11 protein-coding genes are annotated in these 19,041 nt (G+C 33.8%); 3 read left to right on the top strand and 8 right to left on the bottom strand.

The window, feature by feature from the left end:
* Positions 1 to 215: 215 nt before the first annotated feature.
* From SMGD1_RS13285 to mltG, 3 genes are all read right to left on the bottom strand, one after another.
* Positions 216 to 1,166, bottom strand: coding sequence for a malate dehydrogenase (locus tag SMGD1_RS13285; RefSeq protein ID WP_008337516.1), 951 nt, complete (start codon positions 1,164 to 1,166; stop codon positions 216 to 218).
* Between the two features lie 115 nt (positions 1,167 to 1,281).
* Positions 1,282 to 3,456, bottom strand: a complete 2,175-nt coding sequence (locus tag SMGD1_RS13280) for an NADP-dependent isocitrate dehydrogenase (RefSeq protein WP_008337496.1) — start codon at positions 3,454 to 3,456, stop codon at positions 1,282 to 1,284.
* A 132-nt stretch (positions 3,457 to 3,588) separates the two neighbouring features.
* A complete protein-coding gene (mltG, locus tag SMGD1_RS13275) occupies positions 3,589 to 4,533 on the bottom strand; it encodes an endolytic transglycosylase MltG (protein ID WP_050752156.1) in 945 nt (314 codons plus the stop codon).
* On the opposite strand from mltG, the gene SMGD1_RS13270 reads away from it, so the two are divergent.
* Positions 4,463 to 7,621, top strand: a complete 3,159-nt coding sequence (locus SMGD1_RS13270; protein WP_008337394.1) for a YhdP family protein — start codon at positions 4,463 to 4,465, stop codon at positions 7,619 to 7,621. The genes mltG and SMGD1_RS13270 overlap by 71 nt on opposite strands.
* Positions 7,622 to 7,635: 14 nt before the next feature.
* On the opposite strand, the gene SMGD1_RS13265 is transcribed toward SMGD1_RS13270, so the two are convergent.
* Together SMGD1_RS13265 and secA are read right to left on the bottom strand one after the other, a co-directional pair.
* Positions 7,636 to 8,838, bottom strand: a complete 1,203-nt coding sequence (locus SMGD1_RS13265) for an ABC transporter permease (RefSeq protein ID WP_008337452.1) — start codon at positions 8,836 to 8,838, stop codon at positions 7,636 to 7,638.
* Positions 8,835 to 11,408 carry a preprotein translocase subunit SecA gene (gene secA, locus SMGD1_RS13260; RefSeq protein WP_008337594.1) on the bottom strand — a complete coding sequence of 858 codons (2,574 nt, stop codon included), beginning with the start codon at positions 11,406 to 11,408 and terminating at the stop codon, positions 8,835 to 8,837. Before secA ends, SMGD1_RS13265 begins: the two co-directional genes overlap by 4 nt.
* Before the next feature lie 178 nt (positions 11,409 to 11,586).
* On the opposite strand from secA, the gene lolA reads away from it, so the two are divergent.
* Positions 11,587 to 12,102 (top strand): LolA-like outer membrane lipoprotein chaperone, encoded by a 516-nt coding sequence (lolA, locus tag SMGD1_RS13255; protein ID WP_008337515.1) that lies wholly within the window; start codon positions 11,587 to 11,589, stop codon positions 12,100 to 12,102.
* Between the two features lie 49 nt (positions 12,103 to 12,151).
* Here the strand turns inward: lolA and acnB are convergent, their stop codons facing one another.
* Positions 12,152 to 14,737 (bottom strand): bifunctional aconitate hydratase 2/2-methylisocitrate dehydratase, encoded by a 2,586-nt coding sequence (gene acnB / locus SMGD1_RS13250; RefSeq protein WP_008337218.1) that lies wholly within the window; start codon positions 14,735 to 14,737, stop codon positions 12,152 to 12,154.
* Positions 14,738 to 14,948: 211 nt separating this feature from the next.
* Between acnB and fumC the strand changes: the two genes are divergently transcribed.
* The gene (gene fumC, locus SMGD1_RS13245; RefSeq protein WP_008337541.1) at positions 14,949 to 16,346 is read left to right on the top strand and encodes a class II fumarate hydratase; all 1,398 of its coding nucleotides are present in this window, start codon (positions 14,949 to 14,951) and stop codon (positions 16,344 to 16,346) included.
* Here fumC and SMGD1_RS13240 read toward each other — a convergent pair.
* Positions 16,341 to 16,733 (bottom strand): hypothetical protein, encoded by a 393-nt coding sequence (locus SMGD1_RS13240; protein ID WP_039920038.1) that lies wholly within the window; start codon positions 16,731 to 16,733, stop codon positions 16,341 to 16,343. The genes fumC and SMGD1_RS13240 overlap by 6 nt on opposite strands.
* Complete coding sequence (locus SMGD1_RS13235) at positions 16,733 to 18,937, bottom strand: DNA translocase FtsK (protein ID WP_008337221.1); 2,205 nt, start codon at positions 18,935 to 18,937, stop codon at positions 16,733 to 16,735. The genes SMGD1_RS13240 and SMGD1_RS13235 overlap by 1 nt, the downstream gene beginning before the upstream one ends.
* Positions 18,938 to 19,041: the final 104 nt, after the last annotated feature.

The following is a 19,041-nucleotide window of genomic DNA, read 5'->3' as shown; positions in this document are numbered from 1 at the left end:
CTCCATTAATTAGATTAATTTTAAAGATTACCTTAAGTAATAAGATAAAGTAACAGATGTAAGGTTAAACTTAAGTTTGAGAGTTCTTCTTAAACTTAAATCAGTTTAATACTGCTACATATGGAAACAAAACTAGTGATTTATATAGTTACATAATGAAACAAGGATGTAAGAAGATTTTAGTGAGTTAGAGCTACTAAAAGTAGCTCTATAGGTTATTCAGCGTAAAAGTTATTTGCATATAGAGCGTCGATTAGTTCTTTTACACTTCCAACTGATTTAGCAAATTTTCTATCTTGGTCATCATTCAAGTTAGCTTCAATAACTTTTTCAACACCGCGAGCACCTATCATAACTGGAACTCCACTTACAACATCACTATAGCCATATTCACCATCAAGCATAACAGCACATGGATAAATTTGCTTCATATCAGTAAGTACAGCTTCAACCATAAGTGCGGTCGCTTTTGCTGGTGCATAGTAAGCACTACCATCTTTAAGTAATCCAACTATCTCTGCCCCGCCTTTTTTAGTCTTCTCAACTATTTCGTTAATCTCATCCCAAGTTAAAAGGTCAGTTAGAGGAACACCGGCAACAGTTGAAAATCTTGGTAGTGGAACCATGTCATCACCATGACCACCCATAACAGAACATCTAATCTGTCCTGCTCCATAGCCTAGTTTCTCATATACAAAGTGAGCCATTCTTGCACTGTCTAAGATTCCTGCCATTCCAATAACTCTACTTCTGTCCCAACCTGTCTCTTTTAAAGCAACGTAAACCATAGCATCAAGTGGATTTGACACAGGAATAATAACAGCATTTGGCGATGAAACTTTTATTACATGCATTACATCTTTCATGATTTGAGCATTTTTAATTAGTAAATCATCTCTACTCATACCAGGAAGTCTTGGACTTCCGGCTGTAATAACAACAACATCACAATCTTTTACATCTTCAAGTGTCTCTGCTACAGTAATAACTGTATGCTTTCTAGCAGCTTGTGCGGCTTGTGATAAATCTAAGGCTTTTCCTCTTGCTTTATCAACGTCGTGAGCTCTTAAAATAACTTCATGACAAGAGCCACTCATCGCCAAAGAATATGCTACTGATGAACCGACATTACCTACACCTACAATTCCTACTCTTTTACCTCTCATGGTACCCCTTTTTACTTTATTATTTTTATAGTAAACAATTAAAGGTTATATCTTGCTTTAACCTTTGAGTGTTTGCTATAGAGAGTTCAAAACTCTCTATAAACATGCCTTAAAACTATATTGCGTTAATTATAGCATTTAAAGTAGCAGATGGTCTCATCGCAGCTTCAGCTTTAGCATCATCTGGATGAAAGTAACCACCAATATCTTGAGCTTTACCTTCAGCAGCTAATAGCTCAGCAATAATAGTATTTTCATTTTCTATAAGTGCTTTTGCTACTGGAGCAAATTTAGCAGCTAACTCAGCATTGTCACCAGTGCTAAGTGCTTTAGCCCAATATTGAGCAACAAAGAAGTGAGAAGCTTTGTTATCTGGCTCACCACACTTTCTTGAAGGCTCTTTGTTGTTATCTAAATAACTATCATTTGCAACATCAAGTGCTGCTGTTAGTGCAGCAAGTTTTGAATCAGAGTGTTTGTTACCTAAGAAACGTAAAGATTCAGCAAGTGCTAAAAATTCTCCTAAAGAATCCCAACGAAGGTGACCTTCGCTCAAGAATTGGTCAACATGTTTTGGAGCAGATCCACCAGCACCAGTCTCATACAGTCCTCCACCAGCTAATAATGGAACGATTGAAAGCATTTTAGCAGATGTTCCAAGTTCTAAAATTGGGTACATGTCTGTTAGGTGATCTCTTAATACATTTCCTGTTACAGCAATAGTATTTTTACCTTCTCTTACTCTTGCATTAGTAAATCTAGTCGCAGCAGTTATATCCATAATTTGAATATCTAAACCAGCTGTGTCATTATCTGCTAAGTAAGTGTTTACTTTTTTAATCATCTGGGCATCGTGAGCTCTGTTTTTATCTAACCAGAAAATTACTGGAACACCTTCAAGTCTTCCTCTTTCAGCTGCTAGTCTTACCCAGTCTTTAATAGGAATATCTTTAGCTCTACTCATTCTCCAGATATCTCCAGCTTCAACATCAAATGTCATAAGCTCTGTACCATCTTCAGCAGTAACAGTCACTTTTCCACCTTCTGCTAGTTCAAACGTAGTTGGGTGAGAGCCATACTCTTCTGCTTTTTGAGCCATAAGACCAACATTAGCCATAGAACCCATAGTAGCAACATCATATTGACCATTTTTAACACAATCAGCTAACATTTCTGCATGAAACATACCATAAGTAGAATCAGGAATAACTGCAACACACTCTTTAGCATCACCATTTCTATTCCACTGCTTACCACCTTCTCTTACTACAACTGGCATAGAAGCATCAATAATTACATCATTTGAAGCATTAAAGTTAGTTGTACCTTTATCAGAATCAACCATTGCGATTTCTGGGTTATCAGATTCAACTACCGCTTGGAAAGCTGCTTTAATCTCTGCTTCTTGAGCATGACCAGCAATTTTCTTTTCTAAGTCACTCATACCTTGGTTAGGGTTTACATTTAATGATGCAAATACATCTGCATATTTTGTAAATACACCTTGAAAAAATACTTCAAAAGCATGACCGAACATAATAGGGTCAGAAATTTTCATCATTGTTGCTTTTAAGTGAATTGACCATAAAACATTATTTGTTTTTGCATCATCAATTGTTTTTTGGATAAATGTTCTAAATTTAGCTTTAGACATAAATGTTCCGTCTAAAACTTCTTTGTCAATTGCGTTAATGCTTCCTAGCTCTTTACCATTTAAAGCGATAGTTACTTTTTGGTCTTTATCCATAGTAATAGACTGCTCATTTCCGTAGAAATCTCCATTACCTTCCATGTGTGCAACATAAGACTTTGGATTTTCTGGGAATGCTCTAAGTTTATGAGGGTTTTTCTGAGCAAACTTTTTAACAGCCACTGCAGCACGTCTATCTGAATTTCCTTCACGTAAAACTGGATTAACAGCTGAACCTAAGCAAGTGTTGTATTTAGCTCTAGTTGCTTCTTCATCGGCATTTGCTGGATTTTCAGGGAAGTTAGGGATATCATAACCTTGTCCTTGAAGCTCTGCAATACAATCTTTAAGTTGACCAACAGATGCTGATACATTTGGAAGCTTAATAATGTTTCCATCTTCTTGTAAAACAACTTCACCTAGTTTTGAAAGTTCATCTTCTGCAAGACCCATTGCAGCTAAAACTCTACCTGCTAGTGAAATATCACTAGTAACTACTTCAACGCCTGCTGCTTTTGTGAAAGCATTTACGATTGGTAATAACGAATATGTTGCTAAAGCTGGTGCTTCATCAATTTTTGACCAAATTATTTTTGACATTTTCTGTCCTTAGGTTAATATTTTGTTTTATGATGGATTAAAGCCCACTAAAACTTACACGACAATCATAACACTAAGATAAATAATATGTGGTTAGCTTCTCAAAAGAATCACTTATATTTCTGTTTTGTTTCATTTCGTAACATGCTTTATATTGCTTAAATGTGTAGAATAGTTACATGAAAAATCATGCCCTCCACTCTTAGATTTCATAAAATATAGGTAGTCTGTATTTGCTGGAAAGACAGCAGCTCTTATTGCATCAAAGCTAACATTACATACTGGAATCTCTGGAACACCCCTGTTTTTGTAGGTATTATAGATGCTATCATCTTCTCTTATTCTCTTAGGAGTTATCTTTATATGAGAGTATTCACCATAGTTTAGAGTTCCATCCATCTGAAGTTTCATGCCTTTTTTAATTCGGTTGTAAATAACGGAACTAACCAGTGGCATTTCCTCAATATTAGCAGATTCTTTCTGGATTACAGATGCAATTGCTACAAAATGAAACCATTTCTTCTCATTATACGTTCCAAATAGCTTAAGTGACAAATCTTTCATTTGATTATGTGAGTTATATAGAAGAATTCTAATCAACTCTCTTTCGGTAATACCTATTGGCATTTTATAGGTATTCGGAACCAAGGCACCTTCTAGTTGATTTGTCTGTCTTAGATATTCGCTTTCTAATTTTTCTCTATCCAACAGTAACTTTTGTGACAACTCATTTAAAAACATATATGTTGTCTCACCTGGAATAAGTGTTACTTTTTGAAGTGCTGCTTTTGCAGTTGTCAGTTTATATAGAAAATCACCTCTACTGCTATAGTTATCTCCCATGTCTATCCAGCCACTTTGAGGAGAACCAATTAGTCTCAAAAGTAATGAGTCTAATTTACTTACATTATAATTTCTCTCACGCAATTGTGTTATAATCTGATTTATAGAACCACTTGGTATAAATACCACTTTCTGGGTTCTCACAGGCTGATTTAGGTAATACATGAACGATAAAATAATAATCAATACTATTTCAAAACTCCACTTCACTATAGTTAGCGCTTTATCATTCATCTTTTTAACACTTTCTCTTTTATTTATATTGTTACAAAATGGCGTTTATATACAAAATATCTCTTTGCCAAATCTTCAAATTAAGAAATTATACATTAAATGGAATGAAAAATTAAACATTAGCATCCAAGAAGCTAAAATAATCAAAAATTCAAAAAAAACCAATACTAAAATTGGAACAGAACAGGTAAATAAGTTCTTTAAATCACTTCTTCTGTTTGACAACTGGTTTGAAAGGATTGAAGTAAATAAAATAATCTTTAATAATATCAATGCTTCATTTAAATATATAGATGGACAAGAAGGCTTCTTAAGTGCCTCATCGAAAGATTTTTCATTTCGTAGCTCACTATTTTTTGAATCTCACTACTTTAATGCAAAAATAGAAGAGTTTCATGATTACAAACGAAAAATAAAAATAAATGGAAATATAATATTTGACAGTTACTACAATATGGAAATACTGTCTGCTCTAAATATAAATATAAACAACGATATAAATCTAACAGTATATGCGCTCGCTGATAAAGAAAAGCTCTCTTATAAAATAGACTCAAAAGAGAATATAAAGAGTATTAAACACACCATTGAGATGCTGGGGATGCCAAAAGAGGTTAAATATTGGGTTTATGATGCAATAAAAATATCGGATATAGAACTTAAAAGTGCTTACGGCTGGATTGAGTTTGACAATTTAGCTAAAGCTTTAAAAAATTTACATGTATTAGCAATTGCTAATAATCTAGAATACAGATACAACCCAAAACTAGAAGCAGTCATTACTAAAAAAACTGAACTTGAATTTAAAGATGGGATACTGTTTATTAGACCAAAAGATGCTTATCAATATGGTTTTTATTTGAATAAAAGTTGGTTAAAGATTGATTTTTCTAAAAAAGAAGAACTATTAACCCTCTTTTTACTCTTCGAAGGCAAGGTTAACAAAGACCTGCTAAACCTATTGCACACATACAAAATAGATCTTCCTTTTTTACAAAACAGTGGCAACGTAGATACAAACCTCAAGATAGAAGTAGGACTTAGAAATATAGATGTTACCGCCAAAGGTGATTTCTTTACAAAAAAGGCAAATTTCAATTACCTTGGGCTTGATATAGATATATTTAATGCACGTATATTTTTGCACAACTATGATGTTAAGATAGACAAGATGCACTCAAAATATAAGAATATAGCAACAGCGGATGTTGATGTAAGGTTTAATGCAAAGAAAAATGAGGGAACAATAGACTTTGATGTTCAAGATGTAAACTTTAAGGAGATAGGTCTTAGTCTGAAAAAAAGAAAAACACCACTAAAAGTAGCTTATGAAATTTCAAACAAACAAGATACTATAGATGTTGAGAACTCTTCATGGCTATTTAAAGGCAAAGATGTCAATGTAGACAGGGCTACTATCCCTTTTGACTTAAAAACTCTTGTAGCGCAGATACCGACTACACCTTTAAGTGTAGAAAATATTGCTTCTGCTTACGCTTCAGGTACTTTTTCACTTAATCCTATCAAAGCTGACTTAGATGTTGACCTATTAAAATTTACACTTCATGATGTAGAAATGGATCAGTCAAGTGCATCTCTAAAGGTTAAATATGATGAAAAGCTTATAGTTACTTCAAACGATAAAATTAGACTCAATGCCAATAATTTAGACTATGCACTTGGTGACACAGTTATAGAGATTGGACAAGAAGAGTTTAGAGTTATAAATTCTACAGTAAAAATTAAAGACTTAGCAGATGCAAAATTCAGTGCCAAATACATATTTAAAGATGAAGCAGGAACAATAAGACTAAAAAAACTAAAGTTTAAAAACAAAGACTTAGGAGAAATATTTTCTTCTGGCGATGCTATAGAGCTTAATGTGATGTCGAATATAAAAAAAACTGAGATAGAAGCTAAGAATTTCAATGCACAATTCACACTAAAAGACAGAGGCTGGAAATTAAAATTTAATTCACTAAAAAATATAGCTGTCAAATCAAAACTTTTACAAGATTACAATGTAACTAATGGTGACTTTACTCTTTATAAAAACTCTACAGATAAAAACATCCAATTTTCAGCAAATACAAAATATCCATATAAGCTTCTAACTCTGCAGAACAAGCCAATAGAAAATTATATAATCAGAGGATATATTGATAATAAAACTAAAGATATCTTCTTAAACATAAATAGTTCTGTAGATGTTCAAGTAAGCGAAGAGATTAAAGTTACAGCAAATAAAATAGGGATAAATTTAGATGAAATCCTAAACTATGTAAAGGATAGAAACTCAAGTTCATCGCAGGGCAAAAACATCATCTTTAATTCAAAAGATTGCTACCTATATATAAGTAATGATAGACACGCTATATCAGACAATATGCATCTGCAGTATTTCAAAAATATAGTAAGTGCTCAATTAAAACATAAAAATGGAAATGCAGGTTTTGAGCTAAAAGATGGTAAGTTTTATCTTTATGGGGATGATTTCAATGATGAGTTCATGGATAAACTATTTGCTCTATCAGACTTTAAAGGCGGAAAACTATCTTTTTCCATGGCTGGCTCAACAGAAGACTACAACGGCTTAATGCATGTAAAAAATACTACTATTATTGACTATAAGGTTTTAAATAATGTTTTAGCATTTGTAAATACAATACCATCTCTTGTAACTTTCTCCATACCAGGCTATAGTAAAAATGGCTTAGAAGTTAAAAGTGCATATATAAACTTTCATTCTAAAGATGATGTGTTTGATATAAGTGACATTTCTCTTGATTCAAAAGAAATGGATATTGTCGGTAGAGGAACCGCTAGTTTTGTTAAAAATAACATAGACATAAAACTAAACCTAAAAACAGATTTAGGAAGTAGTATTTCAAAAATACCTGTTGTTGGCTACATACTCTTAGGAGAAGACAGCATATCAACATCTATGAGAATAAGCGGTAAGTTAAATAATCCGGATGTAAAGAGTTTAATTGCAAAAGATATCGTTGTAGCTCCACTGAATATTATTAAAAGAACTCTCCTTCTACCTTTTCATCTATTTGAAAAAGAAAAAGAAGAAAAGAAGTGAAAGAGTAAGCTTCTCTACTCATTTCTTAAAACAGTTAAGATATCTACTTCACTTGCTTTTTTAGCAGGATAGAATGATGAAGCAATTACAATTACAAATGCTCCACTGACTATTAGTATAAAATCTTTAATACTAAGATCAAGAGGAAGTGTTGTAGTTGGATAAACGTCTTTTGGAAGAGAAACTATGTCAAAAGTACTTAAAATCCATAAACCACCCATGCCAAAAACTATTCCTGCCAAGATGCCGCTAACTCCAATCACAATACCAAGATATAAGAACACTTTTTTTATTTCTGCAGTTGTAGCACCAAGAGAAAGCAGAAGAGCTATCTCACTTCTTCTATTCATAACTGTCATCAAAAGTGAAGAGATTATATTGATGGCTGCTATTAAAATAATAAGCATTAAAACAATAAAAAGAGAAGCTTTTTCCAATTCAAGAGCTGCAAAAAAGTTAACATTATCTTCCCACCAGCCTTTTACTGTTACACTAACAGGAAGAATTTCTTTGATTTTTACTATATCAGCGTGAGGATCATTTGAAAAGACATGGATTCCATCATATTGATTAGAAGGTATACCAAGCATCGATTGCATAGAAGATAGTGTTGTGTAACTGTATGCTTTATCATAAGCACTAAGTCCAGAATCAAAGATGCCTTTTACTTTAAATCTTTTTATTTTTGGAGTAATAGACAATCCTCCAGGTTCAACATGAGTAAAGATATACATCAATTTATCATCGGTATATAGGTTGAACTCATCTTTTAAGCTCTTACCGATTAATACATCAAATTTCGAAAAACTGCTTTTTTCTATAGCTTCACCCAAAACACTATTGACTTTTGCCTCATCTTTAAAGTTTATACCAAAGATATAGCCACCTTCTAGTTTAGTACCACTTCTAGCCATTACAGCTGATTGAACATAAGGACTGAATTTTAATTCTGGGAATCTGCTTTCTAAATCTATCAGAAGATCTTCGTTAACTGCGCCATAAAATTTAGGTATAACAGTTAATGGGTAGTTCATAATTGTAAGCTTTTTCTTGAACTCTTTATCGAAACCATTCATAAGTGCCATGGCAATAAGAAGTACCATAACACCAAGAGTAATACCTAAAAAGGCAAGTAACGCGGAGAGAAATATAAATGGCTGTTCATTGTCAAAGCGTAAAAAACGCTTGACTAAATAAGGTACTATTGATGTTTTCAAGAAGCAAAAATACCTTTTTTAGGGCCACTTTTACCGCAGCATTGTTTGTATTTTTTACCGCTTCCACATGGACAAGACTCATTTCTAGCAACTTTCTTTACAGATGACTCATCTTCTTGTAGTTTATGATTTAATTGTCTAGCTGCTTCATCAAATCTTCTTTGCATCTCTAATTGCTGCGCAACTTCAGCAGCTTCTTCTTCTGGAGAATCCATTCTAAACTGGATTATTTGAAGAGTTTTAATAGTATTAAATTTAATATCTTTAATAAGCTCAGTAAAAAGGTTGAAGCTCTCTTTTTTATATTCTACTAGTGGATCTTTTTGATTATATGCACGAAGTCTAATACCTGTTTTCATGTTATCCATAGCATACAAATGCTCTCTCCAAGCACTATCTAGCTCTTTTAAGTAAAGCTCTCTTGCAATGTCGTTCTGAATCTCTTCTTCAAGAACACTCATCTTATTGTCATATGATTTTTTAATTACATCAGTTAAACTATATTGAAGTTCTTCAAATTCTAAATTTGCATAATCATCAACATTAACATCAAGATTAATTTCTTCTTTTAAAATTTCCGATAGTTTTTTAAGATTGAAATCTTCTTTTGCTCCACCATCAAATATATCGCATGTATTTAATATATTATCTACATACTCAACTCTAATATCATCAATTTTTGAAATTATGTCAAATTCTTTGTCAAGAAGCTGATTTCTAAACTTATATACAATTTTTCTTTGCTCATTTGCGACATCATCATACTCAACAATCTGCTTTCTACCCTCGTAGTGCATATTTTCAACTTTCATCTGAGCTTTTTCAACTGCACGAGTAACCATTTTAGATTCAATATACTCACCATCTTCAACGCCAAGTCTTTCCATAATAGATTTAATCTTGTCAGAGCCAAAAATACGGAGTAAGTTATCTTCTAAAGATAGGTAAAATTGTGTAGTACCGGCATCACCTTGACGGCCAGAACGACCACGAAGCTGATTATCAATACGACGATTCTCATGTCTCTCTGTACCGATTATATAAAGCCCGCCAAGAGCTTTTACTTCTTCATTTACTTTAATATCAACACCACGACCAGCCATATTTGTAGCGATTGTAACAGCACCTTTAGAACCGGCATTTTTTATTATTTCACCCTCTTGAGCATGATTTTTAGCATTCAAGACCGTATGAGCTATCTTCTCTTTTTTAAGAACTTCGTGTAAAACTTCAGACTTTTCAATAGATGCTGTACCGATTAAAACTGGCTGACCTGTTTTTGATAGTTTTTTAATAGTTTCTATTACTGCATTGAATTTTTCACCTTCTGTTTTATAGATAAGATCATTTAAGTCAGCTCGCGTAACAGGAATATTTGTTGGAATAGACACAACATCAAGAGAATAAATCTGAGAAAACTCAGTCGCTTCAGTCTCAGCAGTACCTGTCATCCCTGCTAATTTATCATACATTCTAAAGTAGTTTTGGAAAGTGATGTCTGCTAGAGTCTGGGTCTCTTCTTTTATTTGTACTTTTTCTTTTGCTTCAAGAGCTTGATGAAGCCCTTCACTAAAACGACGACCTTCACTTAGTCTACCTGTAAATTCATCAACGATTACAACTTCACCATTATTGATAACATAATCAACATCTTTTTCAAAAAGATAGTTAGCTTTTAAAGCTTGATCAAGTGCATGCGGAAGAGAAGAGTTTTCTACACTGTAAAGATTTTCAACACCAAAAAGTTCTTCCGCTTTAGTAATACCATCCTCAGTAATAAGAACAACTTTATCTTTTTCATCTACCGTAAAATGCTCATCTTTTACCAATTGCATAGCAATAGTATTAGCATCTGAGTAGTCTTGCATAGTTCTATTGGTCGGTCCAGAGATAATAAGTGGAGTTCTAGCTTCATCAATTAAAATACTATCAACTTCATCTACTATTACAAAGTTGTGATTTCTTTGAGCCATTTGATCCGCTGAATAACTCATATTATCTCTTAGGTAATCAAATCCAAACTCGTTATTTGTACCATATGTAATATCACAATTATATGCTTCTATCTTTTGTTGCGGCTCAGAGTTACTCTCTAGTACAGTTCCAACACTAAACCCTAAAAAGTTATATAGAGTTCCCATTTCAGAAGCATCTCTAGATGCTAGGTAGTCATTTACTGTTACTAAATGCACACCTTTGCCTGTCATAGCATTTAAAACTATAGCAAGAGTAGCTACAAGTGTTTTACCCTCACCTGTCTTCATCTCTGCAATTCTGCCTTCATGTAAAGCCATACCGCCGATGAGCTGAACATCAAAGTGTCTCATATTCAGAACTCTTTTACCGACTTCTCTTGTAATAGCAAAAGAGTCTTCTAAAACATCTGTTAAAGTTTTCTCTTCATTTAAAACACTGTTTTTTAGCTCTGAAAACGCTTCTTTTAATTCATCATCACTTAGAACTTCATACTTAGCTTCTAAAGCATTGATATTGCTAACTCTTTTAGAATATTTTTTTAATTCGCGATCATTTGATGTACCAAAAATCTTACCCATTAATGCCTGTAGCATTCTCAACCTTGTTATAGACCACTATATAACTTACTATATAGTAGTCACTGAAATTGCTCTTATTCTAGCATAGTAATAGTTATAATTTGCATAAATTTAAAAATGAAACTATTAAAAATTAATACTAATTAATATGTAAACAGTCTCTTAGATATAATTTCCAATATAAGGAACTACAATGAAACATATTTTTACATTATTGCTATCTTTTTCACTAAGTTTTGCTTCTTTTGACAATCTGAATTCATTTGAAGCTGATTTTACACAAAGCGTTACTGATGATAAGAACAAATCTTTAGTCTATAAGGGCCATATAATAGCATCTAAGCCACAAAATGCTGTTTGGAACTACATACAACCCATAAAAAAAGATGTGTATATAAATAGATTTAATGTAACGGTAATAGAGCCGGAGATCGAGCAAGTAATTATCAGAAAGATAGATGCTAGTTTAGATTTTTTCAACATGATACAAAATGCGAAAGAGATAGAAAAAGATAAATATGAAGCAAACTATAAAGAGTCTAAATTTACTATAACTACCAATAATAAAATTATAAAATCAATATCTTATATAGATGAGTTTGAAAATAAAGTAAAAATAGTGTTTAACAACCAAAAACAAAATGAAGAAATCAATAAAGAGATTTTTGTTCCAAAGTATCCTTTAGAATTTGATATTATCAGGGATTAAAATAAAATAAATAAACGACGCAATCTCTGCGTCGTTTATAAAGTTTTAACTATACAGCTTTGATAGTTACGCCATATTTTTCTTGAGCAACTGTACGCTCTTCAAGTTTATAATCTTTAATTTCATTAAAGTTTAGATATTTATATATATCTGCTTCTTTTCCAGCAATCTTAGCAGGAACAATGTCCATATACTCTTCAACTGTTGGTATACGACCAAGCTTAGAACATACTGCTGCAAGTTCTGCAGAACCAAGATAAACTTGAGTACCTTTACCTAAACGGTTGTCAAAGTTACGAGTTGATGTCGAAAATACTGTTGAGTCAACACGAGCACTTGCTTGGTTACCCATACATAAAGAACATCCTGGCACCTCTGTAGTTGCTTCAATAGCATTAAATACATCATAGTAACCTTCGTTAATAAGTTGTTGCTCATCCATACGAGTTGGTGGCACAATCCAGAATTTCTCAACACCATGCTTACCTTCTCCACGCATAACTTCACCAGCTGCACGATAGTGACCAATGTTAGTCATACAAGAACCTAAGAATACTTCATCAATTTTTTCACCAGCAACTTCACTTAAAAGCTTAACATTATCCGGATCATTAGGACAAGCTAAGATAGGCTCTGTTACTTCATTAAGATCTATTTCAATAACTGCTGCATACTCTGCATCAGCATCTGGTTGCATTAAAGACGGGTTAGCTACCCATTCTTTCATTCTGTCTGCACGACGTTGTAGTGTACGAGCATCTGAATAACCATCTTCTATCATAGACTCAATTAATACAATATTAGATTTTAAGTATTCTATTACCGGTGCATCATTTAACAATACAGTACATGCAGCAGCAGAACGCTCAGCAGAAGCATCGGATAATTCAAACGCTTGCTCAGCTTTAAGATCAGGAAGACCTTCAATCTCTAAGATACGTCCGTTGAATATGTTTTTCTTACCTTTTTTCTCAACAGTCAAAAGACCTTCTTTGATTGCATAGTAAGGAATAGCATTTACAAGGTCACGAAGAGTGATACCAGGTTGTAATTCACCTTTGAAACGCACAAGAACTGATTCTGGCATAGTAAGAGGCATAGAACCAGTAACACCAGCAAATGCAACGATACCTGAACCACCTGGGAAAGAGATACCGATTGGGAAACGTGTATGACTATCCGCACCTGTTCCAACAGTATCTGGAAGAGTCAAGCGATTTAACCAAGAGTGGATAACACCATCACCTGGACGTAAAGCTACACCTGAACGGTTAGAGATAAAATCTGGAAGCGTGTGGTGCATTACAACATCAGACGGTTTTGGATAAGCCGCTGTATGACAAAAAGACTGCATAACTAAATCAGCTGAGAAACCTAGAGCTGCAAGCTCTTTAATCTCATCACGAGTCATAGGACCAGTAGTATCTTGAGAACCAACTGTAGTTGTAACAGGCTCAACATACATACCTGGACGAACACCTTCCATTCCACAAGCTTTTCCTACCATTTTTTGAGCTAAAGTATAACCTTTGCCACTATCAGCTGGTTGCTCTGCTGTTAAGAATGCATCAGATGCACCAAGACCAAGAACAGCGCGAGCTTTTGCAGTTAAACCACGACCGATAATTAATGGAATACGACCACCAGCACGAACTTCGTCAGTAATAGTATTAGGGTTTAGTTTGAATGTAGCTACACAAGAACCATTTTTATGTGCTTCACCTTTATAAGGATAAACAGTAACAACGTCACCTGTTTCCATAGCAGTTACATCCATCTCTAATGGTAATGCACCAGAATCTTCACAAGTTGCAAAGAAAATTGGAGCGATAATACCACCAATAACAACACCACCAGTGCGCTTATTGGGTACACCTGGGATATCATCACCCATATGCCATTGAACAGAGTTAACACCAGATTTACGAGATGAACCTGTACCAACTACGTCACCAACGTAAGCAATTGTATGACCTTTTTCTTTAAGAGACATTATTGTATTAAGTGGATTCTCCATTTTTGATTGAAGCATTGAGTTTGCATGAACTGGAATATCAGAGCGAGTAAATGCTTCAGATGCTGGAGAAAGATCGTCTGTATTTGTTTCACCAGGGACTTTGTAAACTGTTATTGTGATTTCCTCAGCTAACTCTGGTTTAGAAGTAAACCACTCAGCGTTTGCCCATGAAGTCATTACTTCAGTAGCTGCAGCATTACCAGATTTATGTAACTCTTCAACATCATTGAATGCATCATATACAAGTAATGTATGCTTTAATGCTTCTTTTGCAGCTTCAACAACTTCGCTGTTTGCAGAAGTTAAACAGTCTACTAGTGGTTTAACATTATAGCCACCTAGCATCATGCCCATGATTTTAGCTGCATGAGCAGGAGCGATACCATTAACAGTTACTTTTTCAGATGCAACATCATTTAAAAAAGCAGCTTTTACATATGCAGCATCATCAACACCTGGTGATACGCGGTTTGTAATAAGATCTAGTAACTCATCTGTACAGTTACTTTTAATTAATTCAATTACTTCTGCTGTTTGTTCAGCTGTAAGTGGAAGTGGTGGTACACCAAGAGCTTCTCTCTCAGTTACATGTGCTTTATAATCTTCAATAAATGACATAGTGATTCCTGTTTTTTAATTTAAAAAGATTATAACCAAATATATAAAGTCAAAATAAACAGTGTTACGTTTCTACACAAAAATATCGCCATAACTATACAATATGTTTACTTTAGTAACACTGTTTAGACTCAAAGCAGATATACAGAACTACTTTAGATGTATTTTTTTATGCTACTATTTACTTTATATATTCAACAAGGAAATTATAATGAAATCATTTAGACTTGAAAGCGATTCATTTGGTGAACTACAGGTTTCATCAAATATGTATTATGGAGCACAGTCTGCTCGCTCATTGATTAATTTTCCCATAGGTATAGAAACTATGCCAAAGCCTCTTATACGAGCTTTAGCAATAGTTAAACACTCTGCAGCAAAAGTTAATATGGATTTTGGCGTTCTAGATGCTGATATTGCAACTGCTATCATGGAAGCTTCTAGTGAAGTTATGGAAGGTAAACTTTATGAGCATTTTCCTTTATCTATTTGGCAAACTGGTTCTGGTACTCAAAGTAACATGAATACAAATGAAGTGATTTCAAATCGTGCCATAGAGATTCTCGGTGGAGTCATTGGTTCAAAAGATCCTGTACATCCTAATGATCATTGTAATATGGGGCAATCTTCCAATGATGTATTTCCTACAGCTATGCATATAGCGGCAGTTGAAGAAATTACACATAAATTATTACCATCTTTAAAGCATATGTACGTTGAACTAGATAAAAAATCAAAATCATTTAATCATATAGTTAAAATCGGTAGAACTCATACTCAAGATGCCACTCCAATAACACTAGGTCAAGAATTTTCAGGATATACGGCACAAGTAGCCAACTCTATACGTAGAGTTGAAGCTATACTTCCTGCTCTCTATCAACTTGCTCAAGGCGGTACTGCTGTTGGTACGGGGATTAACTCTATTAAGGGATTTGATGTTGCCTTTGCCACCCAAGTAGCAAAAACTACTAAGATTGCATTTATTACTGCAGAAAATAAGTTTGAAGCACTCGCTGCTCACGATGCTATAGTTGAAGCTAGTGGAGCACTAAATACAACCGCTGTTAGTATAATGAAGATCGCTAATGATATTCGCTTTTTAGCTTCTGGGCCGAGATGTGGCATCGGAGAGATTTCTCTGGCTGAAAATGAGCCAGGCTCGTCTATTATGCCAGGAAAGGTTAATCCTACACAAAGTGAAGCTCTCACAATGATATCTGCACAAGTAATGGGAAACCATACTACTATTTCTGTTGCAGGTTCTAATGGCCATTTTGAGCTAAATGTGTTTAAACCTGTAATGATTTACAATCTACTTCAATCAATACGTCTACTAAGTGATGGATGCAAAAGCTTTACAGATAGATGTATAGTAGGAATAACTGCCAATGAAGAGCGTATAGCAAAACTAAGAGATGAATCACTTATGCTCGTAACAGCACTGAATCCTTACATAGGTTATGACAATGCTACAAAAATTGCTAAGAAAGCTCATAAGGATGGTTCAACCCTACTAGAAGCTGCACTATCTCTGGAACTATTAACAGAAGAAGAATTTAAAGAGTGGGTAGTTCCACAAAATATGATTAGTCCTAAAGAGTTATAAATTTCTTTTTTTTAACTCTGCATCTATCAATTCTCTGTCATAACCTCTATAGTTTGTTTTTAACCAGATCATATATGAATCAGCAAGATCACTATATTGCATACCTTTATACTGTCCAAAACCAACTCTTGGCTGAGATTTAACTTCACGTATATATTCTTCGCATCTGGCTTCTATATTAAGACTTTTAAGCAAAGCAACAAAATCATTAAATTCTAATCTTTTTTGAATAACAAATGTATATGAGCTAAAATCAAAGATACCTTTTCTATCATATACAAATTTTTCCCAAATTTGTATTTCAGGTACTGTCAATTTTTCAAGGTTTTTTACATGCACACTGTAAGAATTATGGTACTTTGTAAAAACTAAATGTGCCTTAGTCATTAGAGTATTTCACGTATACCTTTAGAATTTGGAGAAGATAAGATACCCTCTCCCTCTAGCTGCTCAATTATTCTGGCCGATCGGTTATACCCTATTTGAAGCTTTCTCTGCAAATATGAAATAGATGTCTTTCTATCTGAAAGTATGACACTCTTAGCTTCTTCGTAAAGTTGGTCAAGTTCTTCATATGTTTCACTCTTAGAACTACTTTCACCTTCTGTTTCTTCAAGTAAAAAGCTTTTATCGTAGTTTGGTGCTCTTTGAGATTTTATAAACTCTACAATATTTTCTATCTCTTCTTCTGTACTCCAAGGCGCATGAAGACGGACTAATCCCACAGAGCCCGGAGGAGTAAACAACATATCTCCTTTGCCTAAAAGAGACTCAGCCCCCTGTTGGTCCAAGATGATTTTACTATCTACTTTTTGCCCTACTCTATAAGAGATTCGAGATGGCAAATTAGCTTTTATTAGCCCGGTCACAACGTCAACTGAAGGTCTTTGTGTAGCCACAACAAGATGTATACCTGAAGCTCTTGCCATCTGCGCCAGTCTTGCGATTGAGTGTTCAACATCTTTTCCGCTTGTCATCATTAAATCAGCTAATTCATCAATAATAACTACTATATATGGAAAATGTTCACCACCCTCTTTTTTCACTTTTTCATTATAGTTTTCTATACTTTTAGTTCTATTTTCACTCATAAGTTCATAACGACGTTCCATCTCTGAAACCATATTATTTAAAGCGACTATAGCTTGCCTAGGCTTAGTGATAACAGGAGTAAGAAGATGAGGAATATCATTATATATAGAGAATTCAAGCATCTTAGGATCAATCATCAATAATCTTAATTGATCAGGTGAATTTTTATAAAGTAAAGATAGTATCATCGCGTTTATACCAACACTCTTGCCACTTCCTGTTGTCCCGGCAATAAGTAGATGTGGTAGTTTTTTAAGATCAGTTATAAATGGTCTTCCAACTATATCTTTACCTAAAACAATCGTTAACGGGGATGAGGATTCTTTAAAGAGTTTAGAATCAAGTAAATCTCTTAAGTAAATAGTATCAACGGTTGCATTTGGTATCTCTATACCTACAACATCTTTCCCTGGAATTGGTGCTTGTATTCTAATGCTTTCAGCACTTAATGCCATTGCTAAATCATCTTGAAGGTTTAAAATCCTTGACACTTTTACATTTGCAGCCGGCTTAAACTCAAAAGTAGATACAACAGGGCCTGCATACGTTCTTACAACATCACCTTCAATCTTGAAGTGAGCTAGTTTTTCTATCAAGTAACGTATTTTGTCATCTACTTCACTCTCGTCAACACTATGAGATGTTGAACTCGCTTTTTGTAAAAAATTTACGGAGGGAAGAGTAAAGTTCTTTGGTTTTTCAACTTCACCTTTTTCTATACTCTCTAAAAGTTTAGCATTTTCTTCTAATTCATCTACGATAAGAGCGTTTTTCTGTTCTTTAACTTTTGATGCTATTTCCAATATTGTATGTGATGTATTGGTTGTTATTTTTTCTTCAAGTATTTCCTCTTGAATACGCTTTTCTGGTTTTGCTGGTACAACTTTTTTAGTTTGCGGGAGATCTTCTACTTTCCAAATATCTTCTTCTTGTACCTTTAAAAACTCTGTATCATCACTTTTTCTCAAATATGCCGGCTTGTCATATTCACTATCAAGACTATCTGCCTCTTGAAAATTTATTTGGGGTTTTGGAGTAGGCATAGCACTTTTAAGTAGTTTTGCAAATGCAGATGTTAACTCTTCCATATTTTTATCTAAAAGAATCAAAGTAGAAACAGAAATAATTATAAACCAAAAAGTCCAAAGTCCAAAAAGTCCAATATATTGAACCAAAAAGTCAACAAAATCAGCACCTATCTTTCCTCTTAATTCATTATCAACAAGTAATGCCTGGGCTAAAAGAAAAGAGAAAAACAACAAAAATGAAGCTGTAGTTACTTCTAGCTTTCTAAGATTAAATGAAGTATTTCTGTAAAGAAAATATAGAGGTATTAAAAAAGATATTAAATATATGTAAGATATATATCCGAAATATTCATGGTTATATGAAGCAAAAACAGCACCATAGCTTCCTATAAGCCCACTATCACCAAAGATAGTTGCAAAACCTAGATAGATTAAAACTCCAAATGTTACGATAAATAAGGTCTCTTTCAAATCATGTTGCCTTTAAAATATAGATAAGTTTTTATAGTTGAAGTATAGCCAAAAATGTTCCACTAAGGAATTTTTTTGGCAATTTGCACCCAAGGGCATAAAAA

It is taken from the genome of Sulfurimonas gotlandica GD1, from assembly GCF_000242915.1.
In the GTDB taxonomy this organism is placed as follows: Bacteria; Campylobacterota; Campylobacteria; order Campylobacterales; family Sulfurimonadaceae; genus Sulfurimonas; species Sulfurimonas gotlandica.
This window is presented reverse-complemented; position numbering and strand designations above follow the sequence as displayed.